This window comes from Helicobacter pylori, from assembly GCF_006440215.1.
GTDB classification, from domain to species: Bacteria; Campylobacterota; Campylobacteria; order Campylobacterales; family Helicobacteraceae; genus Helicobacter; species Helicobacter pylori_CS.
Genome location: NZ_VEZH01000001.1, coordinates 279,791 through 299,607 on the forward strand (window position 1 = coordinate 279,791; position 19,817 = coordinate 299,607).

At 40.3% G+C, this 19,817-nt stretch carries 17 protein-coding genes; 5 read left to right on the forward strand and 12 right to left on the reverse strand.

Features of this window, described 5'->3' with window-relative positions; genetic code table 11:
- The first annotated feature begins 26 nt into the window (after nt 1-26).
- Nucleotides 27-788, forward strand: a complete 762-nt coding sequence (locus FIM44_RS01380; RefSeq protein ID WP_140578703.1) for an outer membrane beta-barrel protein — start codon at nt 27-29, stop codon at nt 786-788.
- Here FIM44_RS01380 and FIM44_RS01385 read toward each other — a convergent pair.
- The 9 genes from FIM44_RS01385 to FIM44_RS01425 all read right to left on the reverse strand — a co-directional run bounded on the left by FIM44_RS01385 (nt 771) and on the right by FIM44_RS01425 (nt 11,514).
- On the reverse strand, nt 771-1,553 hold the full coding sequence (locus FIM44_RS01385; protein ID WP_140578705.1) for a glycosyltransferase family 2 protein: 783 nt from the start codon (nt 1,551-1,553) through the stop codon (nt 771-773). The genes FIM44_RS01380 and FIM44_RS01385 overlap by 18 nt on opposite strands.
- Before the next feature lie 29 nt (nt 1,554-1,582).
- Nucleotides 1,583-3,280, reverse strand: a complete 1,698-nt coding sequence (gene tlpB, locus FIM44_RS01390; RefSeq protein ID WP_140578707.1) for a methyl-accepting chemotaxis protein TlpB — start codon at nt 3,278-3,280, stop codon at nt 1,583-1,585.
- A gap of 214 nt (nt 3,281-3,494) precedes the next feature.
- Complete coding sequence (locus FIM44_RS01395) at nt 3,495-5,240, reverse strand: bifunctional metallophosphatase/5'-nucleotidase (RefSeq protein WP_140578709.1); 1,746 nt, start codon at nt 5,238-5,240, stop codon at nt 3,495-3,497.
- A gap of 140 nt (nt 5,241-5,380) precedes the next feature.
- Nucleotides 5,381-5,848 (reverse strand): S-ribosylhomocysteine lyase, encoded by a 468-nt coding sequence (locus FIM44_RS01400; RefSeq protein ID WP_001920463.1) that lies wholly within the window; start codon nt 5,846-5,848, stop codon nt 5,381-5,383.
- Between the two features lie 34 nt (nt 5,849-5,882).
- A complete protein-coding gene (locus FIM44_RS01405; protein ID WP_140578711.1) occupies nt 5,883-7,025 on the reverse strand; it encodes a cystathionine gamma-synthase in 1,143 nt (380 codons plus the stop codon).
- A gap of 20 nt (nt 7,026-7,045) precedes the next feature.
- Nucleotides 7,046-7,963, reverse strand: a complete 918-nt coding sequence (locus tag FIM44_RS01410) for an O-acetylserine-dependent cystathionine beta-synthase (RefSeq protein WP_194148668.1) — start codon at nt 7,961-7,963, stop codon at nt 7,046-7,048.
- A 255-nt stretch (nt 7,964-8,218) separates the two neighbouring features.
- Nucleotides 8,219-10,081, reverse strand: a complete 1,863-nt coding sequence (gene dnaK, locus FIM44_RS01415; RefSeq protein ID WP_140578715.1) for a molecular chaperone DnaK — start codon at nt 10,079-10,081, stop codon at nt 8,219-8,221.
- A gap of 30 nt (nt 10,082-10,111) precedes the next feature.
- Complete coding sequence (gene grpE / locus FIM44_RS01420) at nt 10,112-10,684, reverse strand: nucleotide exchange factor GrpE (protein WP_140578716.1); 573 nt, start codon at nt 10,682-10,684, stop codon at nt 10,112-10,114.
- Nucleotides 10,684-11,514 carry an HrcA family transcriptional regulator gene (locus FIM44_RS01425; RefSeq protein WP_140578718.1) on the reverse strand — a complete coding sequence of 277 codons (831 nt, stop codon included), beginning with the start codon at nt 11,512-11,514 and terminating at the stop codon, nt 10,684-10,686. Before FIM44_RS01425 ends, grpE begins: the two co-directional genes overlap by 1 nt.
- 389 nt (nt 11,515-11,903) lie before the next feature.
- Between FIM44_RS01425 and FIM44_RS01430 the strand changes: the two genes are divergently transcribed.
- Nucleotides 11,904-12,533, forward strand: coding sequence for a class II aldolase and adducin N-terminal domain-containing protein (locus FIM44_RS01430; RefSeq protein WP_180633026.1), 630 nt, complete (start codon nt 11,904-11,906; stop codon nt 12,531-12,533).
- Between the two features lie 20 nt (nt 12,534-12,553).
- Nucleotides 12,554-12,850, forward strand: a complete 297-nt coding sequence (locus tag FIM44_RS01435; protein ID WP_140578720.1) for a hypothetical protein — start codon at nt 12,554-12,556, stop codon at nt 12,848-12,850.
- Nucleotides 12,851-12,861: 11 nt separating this feature from the next.
- Here FIM44_RS01435 and FIM44_RS01440 read toward each other — a convergent pair whose 3' ends face one another.
- Nucleotides 12,862-14,745: a motility associated factor glycosyltransferase family protein gene (locus tag FIM44_RS01440; RefSeq protein WP_194148166.1), complete on the reverse strand. Its 1,884-nt coding sequence runs from the start codon at nt 14,743-14,745 to the stop codon at nt 12,862-12,864.
- A gap of 62 nt (nt 14,746-14,807) precedes the next feature.
- Nucleotides 14,808-16,352, reverse strand: coding sequence for a flagellin B (locus FIM44_RS01445; protein WP_000009993.1), 1,545 nt, complete (start codon nt 16,350-16,352; stop codon nt 14,808-14,810).
- 165 nt (nt 16,353-16,517) lie between these two features.
- On the opposite strand from FIM44_RS01445, the gene topA reads away from it, so the two are divergent.
- Nucleotides 16,518-18,728 carry a type I DNA topoisomerase gene (topA, locus tag FIM44_RS01450; RefSeq protein WP_140578724.1) on the forward strand — a complete coding sequence of 737 codons (2,211 nt, stop codon included), beginning with the start codon at nt 16,518-16,520 and terminating at the stop codon, nt 18,726-18,728.
- The gene (locus FIM44_RS01455) at nt 18,721-19,647 is read left to right on the forward strand and encodes a radical SAM protein (protein ID WP_140578726.1); all 927 of its coding nucleotides are present in this window, start codon (nt 18,721-18,723) and stop codon (nt 19,645-19,647) included. The genes topA and FIM44_RS01455 overlap by 8 nt, the downstream gene beginning before the upstream one ends.
- 75 nt (nt 19,648-19,722) lie before the next feature.
- Here the strand turns inward: FIM44_RS01455 and FIM44_RS01460 are convergent.
- Nucleotides 19,723-19,817, reverse strand: a 95-nt coding sequence (locus FIM44_RS01460; protein WP_140578728.1) for a DUF874 family protein, incomplete at its 5' end; no start/stop codon positions are given.

Sequence of the window (19,817 nt, forward strand, 5' to 3'; positions counted from 1 at the left end):
TAGCCGCAAAAAATTTAAGGCTGTATTTGAAAACTCTATTTAGTATTTATCTTTTTTTGTCGTTGAATCCACTCTTTTTAGAAGCTAAAGAAATCACTTGGTCTCAATTCTTAGAGAATTTTAAAAACAAGAATGAAGACGACAAACCTAAACCCCTAACCCTTGATAAAAACAATGAAAAACAGCGAATTTTAGACAAAAACCAAGAAATCTTAAAAAGGGCTTTAGAAAAAAGCCTTAAATTTTTCTTTATTTTTGGATACAACTATTCGCAAGCCGCTTATTCAACCACTAATCAAAACTTGACTCTTCTGGCTAATAGCATAGGGTTTAATACCGCTACGGGCTTGGAGCATTTTTTAAGAAACCACCCTAAAGTTGGTTTTAGAATCTTTAGCGTCTATAACTATTCCCATTCCGTTTCGCTCTCTCATCCTCAAATCCTAATGGTGCAAAATTATGGGGGCGCGTTAGATTTTTCTTGGATTTTTGTGGATAAAAAAACCTATCGTTTTAGGAGTTATTTAGGAATCGCTTTAGAGCAAGGGGTGTTGTTAGTGGATACGATTAAATCCGGTGCTATCACAACAATCATTCCTAGAACCAAAAAAACCTTTTTCCAAGCCCCTTTTCGTTTTGGTTTTATCGTGGATTTTATCGGCTATTTGTCCTTGCAGTTTGGGATTGAAGTGCCCTTAGTGAGGAATGTTTTTTACACCTACAACAACCATCAAGAAAGATTCAAACCACGATTTAACGCTAATTTTTCTTTAATCGTTTCGTTTTAGACTCCCTTTAGATTCCCTTTTAAATAAGCCCATGATCTTTCTAGGGTATTTTAAAAGCATGGAAAAAGCATTCGCTTGAATGCCGTTTTCTTGGCATGCTCTCAAATTTTCTTTATTCCTTAATAAAAGGCTTTTAAACCCATTCGTGCTAACCCCTCCGGTGCGCATGATGACTAACACTTCTTTCAAATAAGAAAAGCTTATTTTTTGCACCACAAACAAGCGGATGATCATCTCAAAATCCGCTGAAATCTTATAATCGGTTTTGTAGAGCCCATAGCGTTCATGAATGGCTTTTTTGACAAAAAGCGTGGGGTGCGCTGGCACCACGCCATAAAGCAAGGTTTTAGGGTTAAACTCCCCGCTTTCATAATAACGGACCACTTTTTCTAAACAATCAGGTTTGACAAACACCAGATCCGCATACACGCTATCGCATTTTTTGTTTTCAAATTCATGCACCACTTTTTCTATCACAAACTCATCTTTGTAAAAATCATCGCTATTCAATAAAGCGATAATATCCCCACTAGAGTGCTTTATGCCTTTATTCATAGCGTCATAAATGCCCTTATCTTTTTCACTCATTACGCAAGCGATTTTACCTCTGTATTTTTGAATGATTTCTAAAGTGCTATCCGTGCTAGCCCCGTCTATAATAATATATTCAATGTTTTTATAAGTTTGGTTAAGCACGGAAAGAATGGTGTCTTCAATGGTTTTTTCGCTGTTAAAACACGCCGTGATCACAGAAACTTTTAACAAGCCAACCCTTTTTTAATAAAACCCCCCAATTAAGTTTTAAACAAATTCACTTGTTTGTCTAAATTCATGGCCGTTTCGCTCACATGCGTAGCGATGTTTAAAATATCTGAAGAATCAGCTAAAGTCTTAGAAGCCACTTTTTCCACTTCTACAAAATCGCTTACCATAGCTTCAATTTGGTGTCCGGATTTGGCGTAATCGTCCATGCTTTGATTGCTGTCTTGCACGACTGAGCTTAAATTAGAACTCATTTTTTCGTAAGTTTCTTGCACGCTTTTACTCATATCGCTCAAGCGCTCCATTTTTTGCGAATTGAGATTCATTTGCGAGCTTACGGCATTGATTTCTTGGACGATCACCATGATAGTGGAATTGATTTCGGCTAAAGACTTTTGAGTGCGCCCGGCTAAATTCCTAACTTCATCAGCCACCACCGCAAAGCCTCTGCCATGCTCGCCGGCCCTTGCGGCTTCAATAGCCGCATTTAGGGCTAAAAGATTGGTTTGATCGGCAATATCATTGATAATATCCAAAATGGATTTGACATCATCAGCGTTACGGCTGAGTTGCTCCACTTGGCTAGAGAGTTCCTCTTCAGTGTGTGCGCTCTCTGTGATTTGAGAAAATAAATCCCCAATCGCATCCTTGCTCTCTTTGACAAACGCTTGCGTTTCAATCAAACGCTTCCTTAACCCTTGAGACTGCTCTATGGAAGCATTCATCATGCCCGCTATATCAGTGGCTTTATTTTTTACGGAATTTAGGGTGGTTGATGAATCTTTCATGCTCTTTTGGGTTTCTTGCGTGATTTGGACTAATTTATCCATTGAAGTTTTACTGAGGGTGGAAATCCCTTTAATCTCTTCCATAATCAAGCGGGCGTTCTCCACAAACAAATTGACCCCACGGCCCACTTGCGAGATTTCATCGTTGCGATCACCCACATCAATTTTGGCCCTCAAATCCTTATCCCCATGGCTGAAAGCGTTGATTTTAAGAACCAATTCATCAATGCGTTTCACGATCCTTAATTTAGCGTATATGAGCGTCAAAACCACTAACGCTATTGTCGCTGTCAGTATCCAAAGGAATAATTTCGTGGTGTTTTCATTAAAAACCTTATTTACGCCTTCTTTAATCGCTTTGTTTTCTGTGTTAATGTCAGTGTAATAAGAAGTCGTTGCGATCACCATTTGAGACACCTCATCATAATGCGAGTAGGCGAATTTTTTCTCCGGCACGCCTCCATCGTATTTAGGCATTTTATAATAAGTGTAGCCTCCCCCTTTTTTAGCCGCTTCCAAATACCCCCTAACATAATACACCCCATCAACGCTTTGAGCGTCAAGCCCTGATTGGCCTACGGTTTTAGGATTGACCGGATCAAACAGCACCACTCCGTTTTTATCCACCACCACCATGTAAATCATGCCCTTATCATCGTTAATGCGTTTAAAATAATCCAGCGCCATTTTTCTTGCAGTAACATTATCAAAACTTTTATAATATTCATGAATGCCCTGTTCAATAATCTCTGTCATGTAAGCGAGCGTTTTTTCACGCTTTTTGTATTGCCCGGTTTCTAAATGCTCCATGAGTTGCATTAACACATCTTTTTGCATAACCTTTACAAAACCAATAAAAAGCCCCCCTAAACCTAAAAGAGCGGCTAGCACGACAAACATAATACGAGTCCCCAACGAAGAAAACATTGAAAAAAACACCATTCATCTCCTATCAATCATTTTTAAGTCAAACCCTAATTTTAGAGTTAGCTTCTAAATGCACCCCCCCCCCCCCCGAAAAATGAGTGGTGGCACAAAACAAAATTAAAACCCGGTTGTTTGAAAACCACTGTAAACAGATAACAAACAATCTTAAAATTATAGAACACCCTTTTTTAAATTAGACTTAAAGAATAAATAATAAAAATAAAAAATCTTATTTAACTTCACTTTCCTTAATGGATTTGACATTCAAAGTCCTCCCGTCTTTTGAAGTGGGGATTTTGATGCCCCCCTCTTTTAATTTTTCTCTCAATTTTTCCAGCAACGGGTTTTTGAAATCATAGTTGATGATTTCCCAGTTATGTTCCAATTCAGGGGTTACCTTCCCGCCTTTTTCTTCTGTGATGTATTTGATGATTAGATCTCGTATTTGCCCGTTATCTTGCAATTTATCGTAAGAATTATAATACCTATTAGCGTCTGTAACCAAATTTAATGTCTTGGATAATGTCCCGAATCGGTAATTGTTGATCGCTAATTTATAGAGCGCTTTGGGGTCAATGGGTTTGTTGTTGATCGTCGGATTAATAATCCTTGATCCGGCGGGTTTTGTAACATCCACTTGGTATTTCACGCCAGAAAACATATCAAAGTTATAGCCGCGAATGTTTTCATTAAAACTGATCGTCAAATCCCCCGGTTGCAACTGGTTGTAAAATCGGTATGACCATTCCATGTATTTCAATAGGTTTTCACCCGTTATATGCACTCCAATGAGCGTATTAGCGAATTTGTAAATATAGGCGACATCTTTTCTTTTGAAAGGCCCTTTTTTCAAATTGGCGCCAAAATTGAATAAAGCTGCCGCTGAAACATCGGCTTTTGCATAATATTTTTGCACTTTATTAATCAATTCTATCACCGGTGTTTCTTGCAACGCGGCGGTGGGCATCGTAGTGATTTTTTCTCCTCCTGTGATAAAATCAGGCCTGTCAATAAAGGTTTTTGTAACTTCGCCGACAACTTCATTAGCGTATTCTTTTGATTTTTTATCCACATATTCGTATTTTTTCGCTAATTCTTCGTCTTCTGGCACGCCTTTTGTGGGTAAATTTTCAGTCGTTACGGTTTTTTTCTTCGTTTGGGTGTCAAACACCACCACGCCCTTTGCCAGATAAGCCCCATACGCTCCAGGCTCAATGGTATGCACCTTTCCTATTTTAGTGTTATAAACCGCATGCTCATGCCCTGCAAAAATGATGTCAAATTGCGGGAATTTTTTTGCTAAATCAGGTATCCCATCGCCTCCTTTCTCATCTTCTCGCCCCAAATGAAAAGCACCAATCAAAATATCATACTTCCCTTTCAACTCTTTCAAAGTCTTTTTTAACGCTTCTTTGGCGTCCAAAAACTTCAAACCCGCAAAATGTTCAGGCGTAGCGGCCTCCCAAGTGGGGATGTGCGGCACCACATACCCTACAACCGCCACCCTCACGCCATCAATTTTTTTAATAATATAAGGCTTCACAAACGGCTTATTGTCCGCAATTTGAATGATATTCGCATTCACGACATCGCCATTAAACCCCTTAATATTCTTTTCTAAAAAATCTTTACTGAAATTAAACTCGTGATTGCCAAGCACACGAACATCAAATTTCAAATCGTTTTCGGCTCTAACTAGCGGATGAATTGGCTCATTATTAAACAACTCCGCGCTATTACCTTGCAGCAAATCCCCGCTGTCAATCAAAACCACATTTTTATTCTCAGCCCTTTGCTTTTTGATTAAAGTCGCAATCCTTGTCAAGCCGTTATCGGGTTTTTGTTCGCCAATTGCATAATCATACGAAAAAAGCCGCCCATGAATGTCTGAAGTTTCTAAAAACACTATTTTTACTTCTTTTGCAGATACTGAAAGTGTTAGCGTTAAAAAGATGACTAAAATTAACTTTCTCATTGAAATCCTTCCATAAAAGAGATTCATAACATTAATTTTTACATAATATTAACACTGATGCGATGATTTTTGATTGGCATTTAACGCTTATGGGCAAAATGGGTAAGGGGGTAGGGGGGTAAAAATCATTCCCCCACCAATCAAACCCCCACTTCAGACCATTCAGCGCGTTTGTCTAAAAAAGCGCGCGCTAAATTCTGTGCGCCCTCTAAAGTGTGGTTAGCCGCCCAACCGCATTGCTTTTCATTGCTGGCAGGCACTTCTTTAGCCTTCAACACATCTTGCATCGTCTTTTCTAAAACCTCTAAAATCTCTGTGTAATTGTCATGGTTTAACACCGTGAGATAAAATCCCGTTTGGCAACCCATAGGCGACCAATCCACGACATAACTGGCATGGTTGCGGATAATCTCAGCGACTAAATGCTCTAAAGAATGCAAGCTTGGCATGTCCATGTGATCTTTGTTGGGCTGCTTGAAGCGCACATCGTATTTGACAATCAAATCCCCATTAACGCCCTTTTTGCGATCAGCGATACGCACATAAGGGGCTTTGACTTTGGTGTGATCCAAATTAAAACTCTCTACATTCATTTTTGGTGTTTTCATGTTTTTAACTCCTTTAGTTTATAAATGTTAAACTTTAGCCTATTTTAGCGAACGCTTGCTCTAAATCTTCTAACAAATCCTGTTCATGCTCAATCCCCACAGACAAGCGCACCAGACCATCTCTAATCCCGGCAGCTTCTCGTTGCGCTTTGGGGATACACGCATGGGTCATAAGCGCTGGAATCCCCACCAAACTTTCCACTCCGCCCAAACTCTCGCCTAAAATGAATAGCTTAAGGCTTTCTACAAAAGTAACCGCCTCGCTGTCATTTTTGAGAGTGAAAGAGAGCATCCCGCTAAAGCCACGCATCTGTTTTTTGGCCAGTTCGTGGTTAGGGTGAGTGGGAAGACCCGGGTAATAAACCTTTTCTACTTTAGGGTGTTTTTCTAAAAACTCAGCCACGCAAAGGGCATTTTTTTGGTGGGCCTCCATGCGCAATCCCAGCGTTTTAATCCCTCTTTGCAACAGCCAGCTGTCTTGAGGGCCTAAAACCCCACCGATAGCGTTTTGGAAAAAAGCGATCTCTTGGGCTAGCGCTTCATTATTGGTGGTTACAAGCCCAGCGACTACATCGCTATGACCGCCTAAGTATTTGGTGCCGCTATGTGCTACAATGTCCGCCCCCAAAAGAAGCGGGTTTTGGCAATAGGGGGTGGCAAAGGTGTTATCCACAATAGTGAGCAAACCATGATCTTTAGCAACACTAGTGCATTGCGCTAAATCCGTGATTTTAAGCAAGGGGTTACTAGGGGTTTCTAAATAAAGGGCTTTGGTGTTGGGCTTGATAGCCTTTTTGATTTGGGATATATCGCTAGTGTCTATAATGGTGCAAGAAAGGTCGTTTTTGACAAGCACTTTATTGAACAAGCGAAAAGTCCCCCCATAGACATCATCGCCTAACAGCACATGATCGCCTGATTGCAAGAGGGAAAAAACGGCATGGATCCCAGCTAGTCCAGAGGCAAAAGCAAACCCCTTAACCCCCCCTTCTAAATCAGCGATGAGTTCTTCTAAAGCAAAGCGCGTGGGGTTACCTGAGCGAGAGTATTCATAGCCCTTATGGCGGCCTATGGCGTCTTGGCGGTAGGTGGAAGTTTGATAAATAGGCACGCTCACCGCCCCCGTTGTCGCGTCCTCACTAATGCCCCCATGGATTAGTTTTGTTTGCATGCGCATGATTTTTCCTTTTTATGGATTTATAAATAAATACCTTTAGAAAGATAACGATCGGCAACATCCGGGAAAATGGTTAAAACCTGACTGCCTTCGGGGAGGCGTTGCACTTCTTTCAATGCTGCCACAAAAGTCGCCCCGCTAGAGCTCCCCACTAATAAGCCGTTTTTCTTGGCCAACTTCCTAGTGTAGCTAAAACCCTCTTCATCTGAGATCGTTTCAAAGCCATCAATATCCAAGTTTGCAAAAAAAGGGGGGATGAACTCCACGCCAATACCCTCAATCTCATGAGGCCCAGGCTCGCCCCCATTCAAAATAGAACCCTCCGGCTCCACCCCAATCAAGCGAATATTAGGGATGCGTTCTTTCAAATATCTGGCTGTGCCTGCAAAAGTGCCTCCACTCCCTATCCCGGCTACAAAGCTCGTAAGGTTTGTGCCTAATTCTTGGACAATCTCAGGGGCTAGGGTGTGGTAGTAAGTGGCAGGATTATCAGGGTTTTCAAATTGTAAGGGCAAATAGCTATCAGGGATACTTTCGGCTAACTCTTTACTTTTTTTAATGGCGCCCAAAATCCCTTCACTAGTAGGCGTGTTGATCACTTTAGCCCCCAAAGCCCTCATGATTTGCTGTTTTTCTGTGCTGAATTTTTCCGGGACAACAAAGATGGTTTTGAGATGGTGCTTGATTGCCACTAAGGCTAGAGCGATGCCGGTATTGCCTGCGGTAGGCTCAATGATGGTCGTTTTAGAAGTGATTTTGCCTGTTTTAAACCCTTCTTCTATAAGGTATTGGCCTAAGCGATCTTTAACGCTCCCTCCCGGGTTTAAATGCTCCAGTTTGGCGTAAATGGCAGACTTTGTGGGAATGGGGTAATCCTTGCTAGTGAATTTAAAAACGGGAGTGCGGCCTATAGCGTCTTGCATTGTGGTGATAATCATCATTCCTCCTATAACAATAACTCAATTTTGCGATTATGCCTAAACTCGTTAAATGGAATAAGTTTAGGATAAAATGTTGGCTTATTAAGATGGATCAAAAAACTATCGCTTGATTAAAATCAAGCTTTGGTATTTGGATTAAAAAACGCTTTGAGTGTTTTTTAGATTTCGCAATCAGTATCCCATTAATGAATATCAAAAAGCAAGCGAGTTTTCATTAAAACCGCCCGCTTGAAAGAAGTTTTTAAAAGCACTTCACTCCACTTCCGCATCAATCACATCGTCGTCTTTTTTCTTGGGCTGCTCGGCGTTATTTTTATTCGCCATGGCTTCGCCTAATTTTTGAGCCGCTTGCGCTAACGCTTTGGTTTTGTCTTCAAGCTCCGCTTTAGTAGCGTTATCGTTTTTGACGCAATCTTTAAGAGCGTTAATGGCGTTTTGGATCTCGTTAGCGTCGTTTTCATTCAAATTCGTTTTATGCTCATCAAGGCTCTTTTGGGTTTGGTGCGCCAAACTATCGGCATGGTTTCTCGCTTCAATCACTTCTTTTTTCCTAGCGTCTTCCTCTTTGTGCAATTCAGCGTCTTTAACCATTTTTTCAATCTCGCTATCAGACAACCCGCTAGAGCCAGAAATTTTAATCTCTTGGCTTTTACCGGTATTTTTATCTTGCGCTGACACGGTTAAAATCCCATTAGCGTCAATATCAAAGGTTACTTCAATTTGCGGCACACCTCTTGGAGCTGGAGCGATGCCTTGCAAATCAAATTTACCCAACGATTTATTATCCCTTGCCAATTCTCTCTCACCTTGTAAAACCATAATGGACACAGCGGGCTGATTGTCTTCAGCGGTTGAGAACACTTGAGATTTTTTCGCTGGGATAGTCGTGCCTCTATCAATCACTTTAGTCATCACGCCCCCTAAAGTTTCAATCCCAAGGCTTAAAGGCGTAACATCTAATAAAAGCACATCTTTCACATCGCCTTTCAACACGCCCCCTTGAATGCTCGCGCCCACCGCTACGACTTCATCAGGATTGACGCTTTTATTCAATTCTTTGTGGATAAACGCTTTCACCCTTTCTTGGACTTTAGGGATACGAGTGGATCCGCCCACCATCACCACTTCTGAAATCTCATTTTTGGTTAGCCCTGCGTCTTTGATCACGCTTTCAATTTTAGAAATCGTTTCTTCCATGAGATCTTCTGTCAAGCTTTCAAATTTAGCCCTAGTGAGTTTTTTAACCAAGTGTTTAGGCCCGGTAGCGTCCGCTGTGATAAAGGGCAAATTGATTTCAGTCTCCATCGCAGAGCTCAGTTCTTTTTTAGCGTTTTCAGCCGCTTCTTTCAAGCGTTGCAACGCCATCACATCGTTTTTAATCTCAATGCCCGTTTCGCTTTTAAACTCACTCGCTAAGAAATCAATCACACGATTGTCAAAATCATCGCCCCCTAAAAATGCATCGCCCCCTGTGGCTAAAACTTCTACGACATTATCGCCTGTTTCTAAAACGGTAACATCAAAAGTCCCCCCACCCAAATCATAAACCATGATTTTTTCGCTCTCTTTTTTATCCAAGCCATAAGCTAACGCCGCGCTTGTAGGCTCATTGATGATCCTTAAAACATTAAGCCCCGCAATCGTGCCGGCTTCTTTAGTCGCTTTCCTTTGGCTGTCGTTAAAATAAGCCGGAACCGTGATAACCGCTTCAGTAACGCTCTCGCCTAAATAACTTTCAGCGTCTTCTTTGAGCTTCATTAAAATTTTGGCTGAAATCTCTTGAGGGGTATAAACTTTACCCGAAATCTCAATCGCGCAAGCCCCATTCCTATCCACAATCTTATAAGGCAAGCGTTTTTCGGCTTCTTTAGCCTTATCTTCATTAAACATCAAGCCCATGATTCTTTTAATAGAATAAATGGTTTTTTCTGGGTTGGTTACCGCTTGTCTTTTGGCGCTCTCGCCCACTAAAATCTCGCCCTTATCCGTAAAGGCTACAATAGAAGGAGTGGTGTTTTTACCCTCTTTATTAGCAATAATCTTTGCTTCATTGCCTTCATAAACCGCCATTGCGGAGTTGGTTGTCCCTAAATCAATTCCAATAACTTTTCCCATGTGTTATCCTTTCTTTTAAAATAAATGTTTTTAATCGTTTTTAGCAATGCTCACCATTGCCGGCCTCAAAACCCTACCCTTATACTTGTAGCCCTGTTGCAAAACTTGCACGATTTTCCCGTTTTCTTTTTCTTCGCTTTTGACTTGCATGATTGCATTGTGGAAATTGGGATCAAATTCTTCTAAGCATTCAATCCCTTCAATGCCATGCTTTGCCAAAACTTCATGCAACTTTTCCATCGTAAGCTCCAAGCCCTTGGTTAAAGCGCTCTCTTTATCCACTTCTATAGCGCTTCTATGAGCCCCAAGAAGCGCATCAATCACCGGCAATAGATCCAATGCGATTTTTTCATACGCATACTCTAACGCCATGCTCTTATCTCTTTCTAAGCGCTTTTTCACATTTTCAAAATCCGCATGCGCTCTTAAGTATTTTTCGCGCATTTCTTGGTATTTAAGCTCAAAATCTTCCTTGATCTCGCATTCTTTTTCGCTCGCTTCTTGCATTTCTTCATCTTGTTGTTCTTTGCAAGCGCAGGTCTTTTCACAAGACTCTAGCTCTTTTTGGCTTAAATCGTGTTCTTGGTTGTGTTCATCTTTCATTATTCCTCCTTAGAAATCGTTTGAAAAAACCCTTCATAATCGCATTCTAGTTTCCCCACGCAAAGCAGTTGCATCCGCTCGTTTTGAAATTCTATGGGGCGTGTTACTAGCATGCAATCAGGCTCTATAAAATGCAAACCCTTACTCAAACGCTCTAAAACCTTACCCCCTAAAATGTCAAAAAATAAAGGGCTGTTTAAAAGCGTTTTTAACCCCATCAGATTAAAGCGTGTGATTTGCGTGTTGGAATACTCCAAGCGCTCTAATTGTCTGGCCAAACTCAACGCATTGACAGAAGCAGCGATTGAACGCACTTCTTTAACGCTTTTGCCCACAAGCTCTAGTAAAAACTTCTCCATTCTAACGCTGTAACCCAGCGCGCAAGAAAACGCCAAAAAGTCCAAAATCAAAAAGCGTTTTTCGCACTCAATGACTCTTTCTAAACGCTCCAAACTGGGTTTTTTTAACAGCACAAAAAGCCCAAAATTTTCACTCGCACCTTTTAAGCGTTTTTCATTCACCTTTAAAACTTCAAAGCGCAACGACTTGTGCCAATAGTTTTCAAACGCTTTAAAAGTGGGCAATCTAGCACCGCTAGAATGGGCTTGATAAAGCATGCCCTCTTTAGAAAGGATTTGAAAATAATTCCTGATCGTCGCGCAAGATATTTTCAAGTTTGCCAACTCTTTTAAGCGTTTAGAACTAATGGGTTCTAAAATCTGCAGATAGGTTTTAACAAACGCATCTAACAAACTCTCTTTTTTATTCAAATTAGAACCTACTTTAATTCTTCTTAACATCATTATTTGAAAAATCTCGTCAATCACCATTCTTGATGAAAGAACTCTCGCATTATAGCGCAAAAAGTTAATAATCTATCACTTGTTTTAAAAAAGTGATAAAAATTATCCGATTTTTCTTTAAAGTTTAGTCTATATCACTAAATTTATTTACTAGCATTAAATTAGGATTTTTTATAGAATTGATTTAATTTAGATCTGATCTCATTTAAATATGGATAATCCTTTTTGTTTTATAATGAAACTCATTCTCTTAAGGGGATAGGGGGGTATTTTGCGATAACACCCCCCTTAACCCCCTTAAAATCCCCCTAACCCAAGAAGACCGCTTTTTTAGTAAAGTTATCGCTTGCTTGACGCAAGCTCTTTACTATTTTATTATCTATCTTTTATTAAAAAAACTTGTTATCATGCTAAACATGAACACACACACAAGAGGCATTGACAGCAATCTGATTTATTCGCTCAAAAGCATTTCATTATCCATGTTTAGAAAGGGTTTTTTTGGGCTTTATCAAGGCTCTATTTCAGCGCGCATTGGCACTAACCAGTTTGTGATCAACAAAAGAAACGCTGTTTTTGATCAATTGAATGAAAACACCTTACTGGTTTTGCATGACAAGATAGATTACCGCTGGAAAGAAGCGAGCCTGGATTCGCCCATTCATGCGAGCGTGTATCGGGAGTTTTTGGACGCTAAATTCATCGCTTACGCGCGCCCTCCTTATAGTTTGGCGTATTCCTTGCGCCACAACCGATTGCTCCCTAGGGATTATTTAGGGTATCGTTCTTTGGGTGAAGAAATTTCCATTTTTAACCCCAAAGACTATGACAGCTGGCAAGAAAGAGCGGATACAGAAATTTTACGCCAATTACAAGAGAGCAAAAAATATTTTGTTTTCATTAAGGGGTGTGGGATTTTTGCCTACCACAGAGAGCTTTCTAAACTCATGGAAGTTTTTGATTTGATTGAAAACTCATGCAAGGTTTTACGATTGGGCGATTTAATGGATTATTGCTATAATGATGATCCACGATTGAGCGTGTAAAAAGCTAAAAAGGATAAAACATGACCATCAACACCCATTACACCCCTAATTTCACACAGCTCCAAACCTTGAACAATATCAATAATGATGCAACCATAAAGGACAGGAATCAAGTAGAGCAAGATTTACAACAAAGCAGCGTTCAAGATGGTTTCAGCCAAGACAATACGCAAAACGCCCCTAATTTTGACCGACTGCAAGCTTTAAACGCTATCAATAACGACGGCGAGATTAAAGATAAATCCCAAGTTGAAAAAAGCCTTATTGATGGCGAAAATACCCCTGAAATTTATTCCAGCCTAGACACATACGCTTAAAAAAAGGGGTTTTACCATTCCTTCAAAGCCATTTTGATCGCTTCTATCACGCAATCCATCCCACCCGCTAAACTAAAAAGCCAATATTTGTGCGCATAAATATATTCTAATTGCTTAGCCCTTAATTCGTCTTCATTACTCGTTTTCTTGCACACGATTTCAGCGATATGCAATTCCTGGTGGAAAATGTAAGATTGTATCGCATCCATAAAATACGAATTGAATCGCTTGTCATCAAAAAGCTCTTTAATGTTATCAATTTCAGCGCTCAGATTTTCTAATTCCTTAAAATCCAACTCTTCTAATTTTTTTTCTTCATGAAGCTTTTCCACTTTTTCTAAAAATTCTGCCACCTTTAAAAACGCTCCTTCAACTTGCGTTTTTTTCTCATTGGCGTATTTGATGATCTCTTCGCATTTTTGCTTGGCGATCTTTAAATTTTTAGCCTGTTCTGATTGAGTGGGATAAATAAGATTGATAGGAGACTTTGGCTTGGATTTATCTATTCTTTCGCACACTTCTTTAAAGGGCATTTCTTTAGTCCCTTTAATCCTAGCCCCCCCTTCAGTAGCGTTAATGACTTCTAATTTATAGGGCGTGTTGAAAATATCTTTTTCAAAAAATTCTAAGAAAAGTTTCCACACTAAAGTGGTTTCTACTTCCCCATTACCCCCGTATTTTTCTATAAAAATCTTATCTTTATCTTTTTTAGGCTTGATCTCTTTATCGCCATAAATCGCCCCACTAGCGTGGCTGTTACCGCTTTGTGAAAAGCTCAAATCTTGCCCAATAAACACGCACCTTTTGAAACGAGAATGCACCACTAATTCATACGCCATGTTCGCTGCACTCATGCCTATGCCCACATAACCATACTGGTGCAAATCAAAAAGGTTGGTGTAACCAAAGGGGCGGAAACTGAATTGCTTAACCCCCTTTTTAATCGCTTGAATCAATCGTTTATGCACAATGGAAGTCAGAGCAAAAATAACGCCTTCTTGAAAATCTAAGGGGGTTTCTTCGTAAAATTTCGCCGTTAAATCCACCCTTTCTAAAGACAGCACAATATCAGGCTTGATACCGGCTTTAGCCAAAATAGGGAAAGAAGCGTCTATGCAAAAAAGCGTGGCGTAAGGAGCGATCTCTTTTAAAAGGGGGAGCTGTTTGTTCAAACTGGGCCCGGTTGAAACAATAATAGCGGTATCTCTGTTTTTTAAAGCGTTCACAAAATCCACTAAACTAGGGCTTTTGACGACTTCAGGCAAATTAGCGGCATGCTGTTTGATGCCTATAAGCGCGTCTTTAGCGTCATTGCCTACGCTAATGGCGCCATGCTCTAAAGCGCGGATGAAATGCTGGTTGATTCCTATCATTTGATCAGAATATCGTTCATAATAAGCGTTAAAAAGTTTTAAATCATACATTCTTGCGTATAAACGAGACTTTTTATCCATATCAAATAATGAAGCGATCATGTTGTAATTGCAAAAACTTGCATGCAATAAAATCAAACGATTTTCTAAAATCTCAGTGGAAAAATCCAAAAGATTCAACACAATGAAAATAACCTCTATTTCAGGCTCAATGACCACCAAGCGTTTTAAATTATCATTGCCTAAAAGCAAGCGATAAAACACCCCATTACCCAAGCCAAAATAATACAAATAAGGATAAAGCATGTAAATTTCGCTATTTTTGTATAGCTCTAAGCTTGAATCTAGCGGGCTTTTTTCAAATAAGGGCGTGTTCGTTTCTTTATCTAATAGATTGAAATTCGCGCTATCATTCCCTAGAAACACTTCGTATTTTTTGTTTTCTTTAATGGCTTTGAGCTTTGCGAACAAAAGAGGGTCTTTTTTGAAAAGAGCTTGTAAGTTTTTTTGATAAATATCCATCATTCTAACTTATAAAAATAGCTTATAAAAAGGGCTAACGCCCCTTTGAATGAAAAAGGCTGTTATTGTAAAAGCCTTAAGACATTTTGTTGCACCGCATTCGCTTGCGCCATAGCAAAACTCCCGCTTTGCGCCAAAATATTGTATTTAGAAAAGTTCGCGCTCTCTTCAGCAAAATCCACATCTCTGATTTGAGATTCAGCCGCTTTAACATTCACTTGGGTTACAGAAATATTATTGATGGTTGTAACCAATTCCATTTGCACCGAACCCATATCCGAGCGGATCTTGTCTAATTGCGTGCGCGCAGAATCTGCCATATCCATCACAATCATCGCCCCTTTAAGGCTTGTTACCCCAGCCCCTATACCTTGAGAATTGGTTTCAGCTTGCGCGCCATTAGCGTTCGCTCCAGCTGCTGAAGCCACATTCGCATCAAAAATGCCCCTAACCGCTCTCAAATTCACGGTGTATTCTGCCACCCCTTGAGCGGAATGAAAGCCCACATGGCTAAAATTCACACCACTAACGATAATGTCCCTAGCGTCGGTCCTGGTCAAGGTTAAGCGCCCAATAACCGCATGCTGTGTCCCAGAAATCCCTGCAAAATTTCCTCCCCCAAAAACCTGACCGCTCGCACTCGTTGCATGCACTGAAATCGCACGCCCATCAATGGAGTGTAAATTAATGCGCCCTTGAATATCCAAGCTCGCTTCCACGCCGGTCCTGTCTTTGACGGAGTTTATCGCATTAATCAATCTCCCGTCAGCGTCGTTCTTATGCACATCATTCACGGTCCCAATTTCTACGCCATTAATAGTAAGATCTTTCACGGTTCCTGATTGCACGGGAGTGCCGCCGGTAGCCATGACATTATAAGAAGCCCTAACGCCTAAAGTGTTAGAGAAACGATTGATGATTTCGCTTAACGCTCCGATCCCAGTGCCAGCGCTCGTAGAAATGCGCACGGTTTCAATCTTGTAATCATTCACGCCATTGACTTGTTTGAAATTCAATCCCACTTCAGTCAAGTTTTGCGCTGCCGCGCTAGCGAGCATGCCTTCAGCGCTAAAAGAAGAGGTTTCCATGCGCACATGCCCAATCTTATCCGAACTCGTGGAGCCAATAGACGCTTTAACCGTGGTGTTAGAATACGCACCAATTTGAAATTCTTTGTTAGAAAAACTTCCTGAAAGCATTTGTTGGCCGTTAAAGCTTGTGGTGTTAGCGATATTGTCTAGTTCTTCTAACAACCTTTGAATATCACTCTGGAGCGCTTTTCGGCTTTCTAAAGTTTGCCCGTCTTGAGCGGCTTGAACGGCTTTGGTTTTAATGGTGTCTAAGATTTTGATTTGCTCATCCATCGCTTTATCTGCGGTTTGAACCATACCAATAGCGTCATTAGCGTTGCGGATCGCTTGACCCAAATTCGCACTTTGACTCCTTAAGCTATCAGCGATCGCCATCCCACTAGAATCGTCAGCGGCTTTATTGATCCTAAGCCCTGAGCTTAACTTTTCAAGCGAGCTTGAAAGGTCTCTGTTGTTTTGAACCCCTACCGCATGAGAGGTTAAAGCAGCGATATTGGTATTTATCCTAAAACTCATGTTTGCATCCTTTGCATAGATATTTGCTGTTAATCAAGCAAAGGGTGTTCCAACTCTTTGATTTTTAGCGCCGCTATCGTTTTTATGGTTTAATAGGGCGTTCAGTCAAAATTCTGTGCTACAATCATTCACTAATAGGTATAAACATTTCATTAAAGGCGTTCAATGAAGCACCTTATTATTGTAGAATCCCCAGCAAAAGCCAAAACCATTAAAAATTTTTTGGATAAAAATTACGAAGTCATCGCCTCTAAAGGGCATGTTAGGGATTTATCCAAATTCGCTTTAGGCATTAAGATTGATGAAACAGGCTTCACTCCTAACTATGTCGTGGATAAAGACCATAAAGAGCTTGTCAAACAGATCATAGAGCTTTCTAAAAAGGCATCTACCACCTATATCGCTACCGATGAAGACAGAGAAGGGGAAGCGATAGGCTATCATGTGGCATGTTTGATTGGGGGGAAATTAGAGAGCTATCCTAGGATTGTTTTTCATGAGATCACGCAAAATGCGATTTTAAACGCTCTAAAAACCCCACGAAAAATTGACATGTCTAAGGTCAATGCCCAACAAGCCAGACGCTTTTTAGATCGGATCGTGGGTTTTAAGCTCAGCTCGTTGATTTCATCAAAAATCACTAAAGGTTTGAGCGCTGGGCGGGTGCAGAGCGCGGCTTTAAAGCTTGTGGTTGATAAAGAGAGGGAAATCAAAGCCTTTAAGCCTTTAACCTACTTCACGCTAGACGCTTATTTTGAGTCGCATTTAGAAGCGCAACTCATTAGCTATAAGGGTAACAAACTCAAAGCCCAAGAACTCATTGATGAAAAAAAAGCTCAAGAGATTAAAAACGAATTAGAAAAAGAAAGCTACGCTATTTCCAGTATCGTTAAAAAATCTAAAAAATCCCCCACACCGCCTCCTTTCATGACTTCCACTTTACAGCAAAGCGCTTCCAGTCTTTTAGGCTTTTCGCCCACAAAAACCATGAGTATCGCTCAAAAATTGTATGAGGGCGTAGCCACCCCGCAAGGGGTTATGGGGGTGATCACTTACATGAGAACTGATAGCTTGAATATCGCTAAAGAGGCTTTAGAAGAAGCGAGGGCTAAGATTTTAAAAGACTATGGCAAAGACTACTTACCCCCTAAAGCCAAAGTCTATTCTAGCAAGAATAAAAACGCCCAAGAAGCCCATGAAGCGATCAGGCCCACTTCTATTATTTTAGAGCCAAACGCTTTAAAAGACTACCTTAAGCCTGAAGAATTAAAGCTCTATACCTTAATTTACAAACGCTTCTTAGCTTCTCAAATGCAAGACGCTCTTTTTGAAAGCCAAAGCGTGGTTGTGGCTTGCGAAAAAGGCGAGTTTAAAGCCAGTGGCAGAAAACTCCTTTTTGATGGCTATTATAAAATTTTAGGCAATGACGATAAGGACAAATTGCTCCCCAATTTGAAAGAAAACGACCCCATTAAATTAGAAAAATTAGAGAGCAACGCCCATGTTACAGAACCTCCAGCACGCTATTCAGAAGCGAGCTTGATTAAAGTTTTAGAAAGTTTAGGCATAGGCAGGCCTAGCACCTACGCCCCAACGATTTCCCTCTTACAAAACAGAGACTACATCAAGGTAGAAAAAAAGCAAATCAGCGCTTTAGAGAGCGCTTTTAAGGTGATAGAAATTTTAGAAAAGCATTTTGAAGAAATCGTGGATTCCAAATTCAGCGCTTCTTTAGAAGAGGAACTGGACAATATCGCTCAAAATAAAGCCGACTACCAGCAAGTCTTAAAGGACTTTTACTACCCTTTTATGGATAAAATTGAAGCCGGGAAAAAGAATATCATCTCTCAAAAAGTGCATGAAAAAACCGGCGAATCATGCCCTAAATGCGGTGGGGAATTAGTCAAAAAAAATAGCCGTTATGGGGAGTTTATCGCTTGCAACAATTACCCTAAATGCAAATATGTCAAACAAACTGAAAATGCTAATAATGAAGCCGAACAAGAATTGTGTGAAAAATGCGGAGGGGAAATGGTGCAAAAATTCAGCAGAAACGGGGCGTTTTTAGCTTGCAACAACTACCCTGAATGCAAAAACACCAAATCGTTAAAAAACACCCCTAACGCAAAAGAAATAATAGAAGGCGTGAAATGCCCAGAATGCGGGGGGGATATTGCCTTAAAAAGGAGCAAGAAAGGCTCGTTTTATGGCTGTAACAATTACCCTAAATGCAATTTTTTATCCAACCATAAGCCCATCAATAAGCGTTGCGAGAAATGCCATTATTTGATGAGTGAAAGAATCTATCGCAAAAAAAAGGCGCATGAATGCATCCAATGCAAAGAGCGCGTGTTTTTAGAGGAAGATAATGGCTAAAGAAAATCCGCCTGTCGTTTTTGGGCCTGTTTTATCCAGGCGTTTTGGGAAGTCTTTGGGCGTGGATCTATCGCCCTCTAAAAAACAATGCAATTACAATTGCATTTATTGCGAGTTGGGTAAAGCCAAGCCCATTGAGTGCATGGAAGAAGTGATCAAAGTAGAAACCTTGATTAACGCCATTCAAAACGCCCTAAACAACCTTGCTACCCCCATTGATGTTTTAACCATTACCGCTAATGGCGAACCCACTCTATACCCTCATTTATTAGAACTTATCCAAAGCATCAAGCCTTTTTTAAGAGACGTTAAAACTTTGATTTTAAGCAACGGCTCACTCTTTTATGAGCCAAAAGTCCAGCAAGCCTTAAAGGAATTTGACATCGTTAAATTTTCTTTAGATGCTGTTGATTTGAAAGCCTTTGAAAGAGTGGATAAGCCCTATTCTAAAGACATTGACAAGATTTTAGAGGGGATTTTGAGCTTTTCTCAAATTTATCAAGGGCAACTGGTGGCTGAAGTGCTGTTGATTAAGGGCGTGAATGATAGCGCGAACAACTTAAAACTCATCGCTGACTTTTTAAAAAAAATCAATACCGCTAGAGTGGATTTAAGCACCATAGACAGGCCCTCAAGCTTTAAAGCCCCTAAATTAAGCGAAGATGAATTATTAAAATGCTCTTTATTTTTTGAAGGGCTTTGCGTGAGTTTGCCCAAACGATCTATTGCTCAAGCCAAAAAATTGATTTCTTGCGGTATAGACGAATTACTCGCTTTAATTTCTAGGCGTCCTTTAAGCGCAGAAGAAGCCCCCCTAATACTAGATCCTAACACCTTTAAGCATTTAGAAACTTTATTAAATCATAAGCAAATTACGATTAAAAAAGTCGGCTCTTTGGAGTTTTATTGCGCGTTTTAACCTCCCATTTGTAAAATACCATAAAAAATGATCTCAAAAGCCGACAGATAATTAAAAACTTAATGTTTTTAAGCGCTACACCCTTTTACTATAACCATAACCCGCTTTTTCTGCTTTTTTCTCGGTATTAGCAACTACTTTTATTTCTTTATTAATATCAGCAAATATTT

What these genes read in the sequence shown, in the direction of transcription:
- FIM44_RS01400 (WP_001920463.1), bottom strand. Translation starts at nt 5,848, where the DNA reads ATGAAAACACCAAAAATGAATGTAGAGAGTTTTAATTTGGATCACACC.
- grpE (WP_140578716.1), bottom strand. Translation starts at nt 10,684, where the DNA reads ATGAAAGATGAACACAACCAAGAACACGATTTAAGCCAAAAAGAGCTA.
- dnaK (WP_140578715.1), bottom strand. Translation starts at nt 10,081, where the DNA reads ATGGGAAAAGTTATTGGAATTGATTTAGGGACAACCAACTCCGCAATG.
- FIM44_RS01455 (WP_140578726.1), top strand. Translation starts at nt 18,721, where the DNA reads ATGGCTAAAGAAAATCCGCCTGTCGTTTTTGGGCCTGTTTTATCCAGG.
- FIM44_RS01405 (WP_140578711.1), bottom strand. Translation starts at nt 7,025, where the DNA reads ATGCGCATGCAAACAAAACTAATCCATGGGGGCATTAGTGAGGACGCG.
- FIM44_RS01440 (WP_194148166.1), bottom strand. Translation starts at nt 14,745, where the DNA reads ATGGATATTTATCAAAAAAACTTACAAGCTCTTTTCAAAAAAGACCCT.
- tlpB (WP_140578707.1), bottom strand. Translation starts at nt 3,280, where the DNA reads ATGGTGTTTTTTTCAATGTTTTCTTCGTTGGGGACTCGTATTATGTTT.
- FIM44_RS01425 (WP_140578718.1), bottom strand. Translation starts at nt 11,514, where the DNA reads ATGGTGATTGACGAGATTTTTCAAATAATGATGTTAAGAAGAATTAAA.
- FIM44_RS01435 (WP_140578720.1), top strand. Translation starts at nt 12,554, where the DNA reads ATGACCATCAACACCCATTACACCCCTAATTTCACACAGCTCCAAACC.
- FIM44_RS01445 (WP_000009993.1), bottom strand. Translation starts at nt 16,352, where the DNA reads ATGAGTTTTAGGATAAATACCAATATCGCTGCTTTAACCTCTCATGCG.
- FIM44_RS01395 (WP_140578709.1), bottom strand. Translation starts at nt 5,240, where the DNA reads ATGAGAAAGTTAATTTTAGTCATCTTTTTAACGCTAACACTTTCAGTA.
- topA (WP_140578724.1), top strand. Translation starts at nt 16,518, where the DNA reads ATGAAGCACCTTATTATTGTAGAATCCCCAGCAAAAGCCAAAACCATT.
- FIM44_RS01410 (WP_194148668.1), bottom strand. Translation starts at nt 7,963, where the DNA reads ATGATTATCACCACAATGCAAGACGCTATAGGCCGCACTCCCGTTTTT.
- FIM44_RS01430 (WP_180633026.1), top strand. Translation starts at nt 11,904, where the DNA reads ATGAACACACACACAAGAGGCATTGACAGCAATCTGATTTATTCGCTC.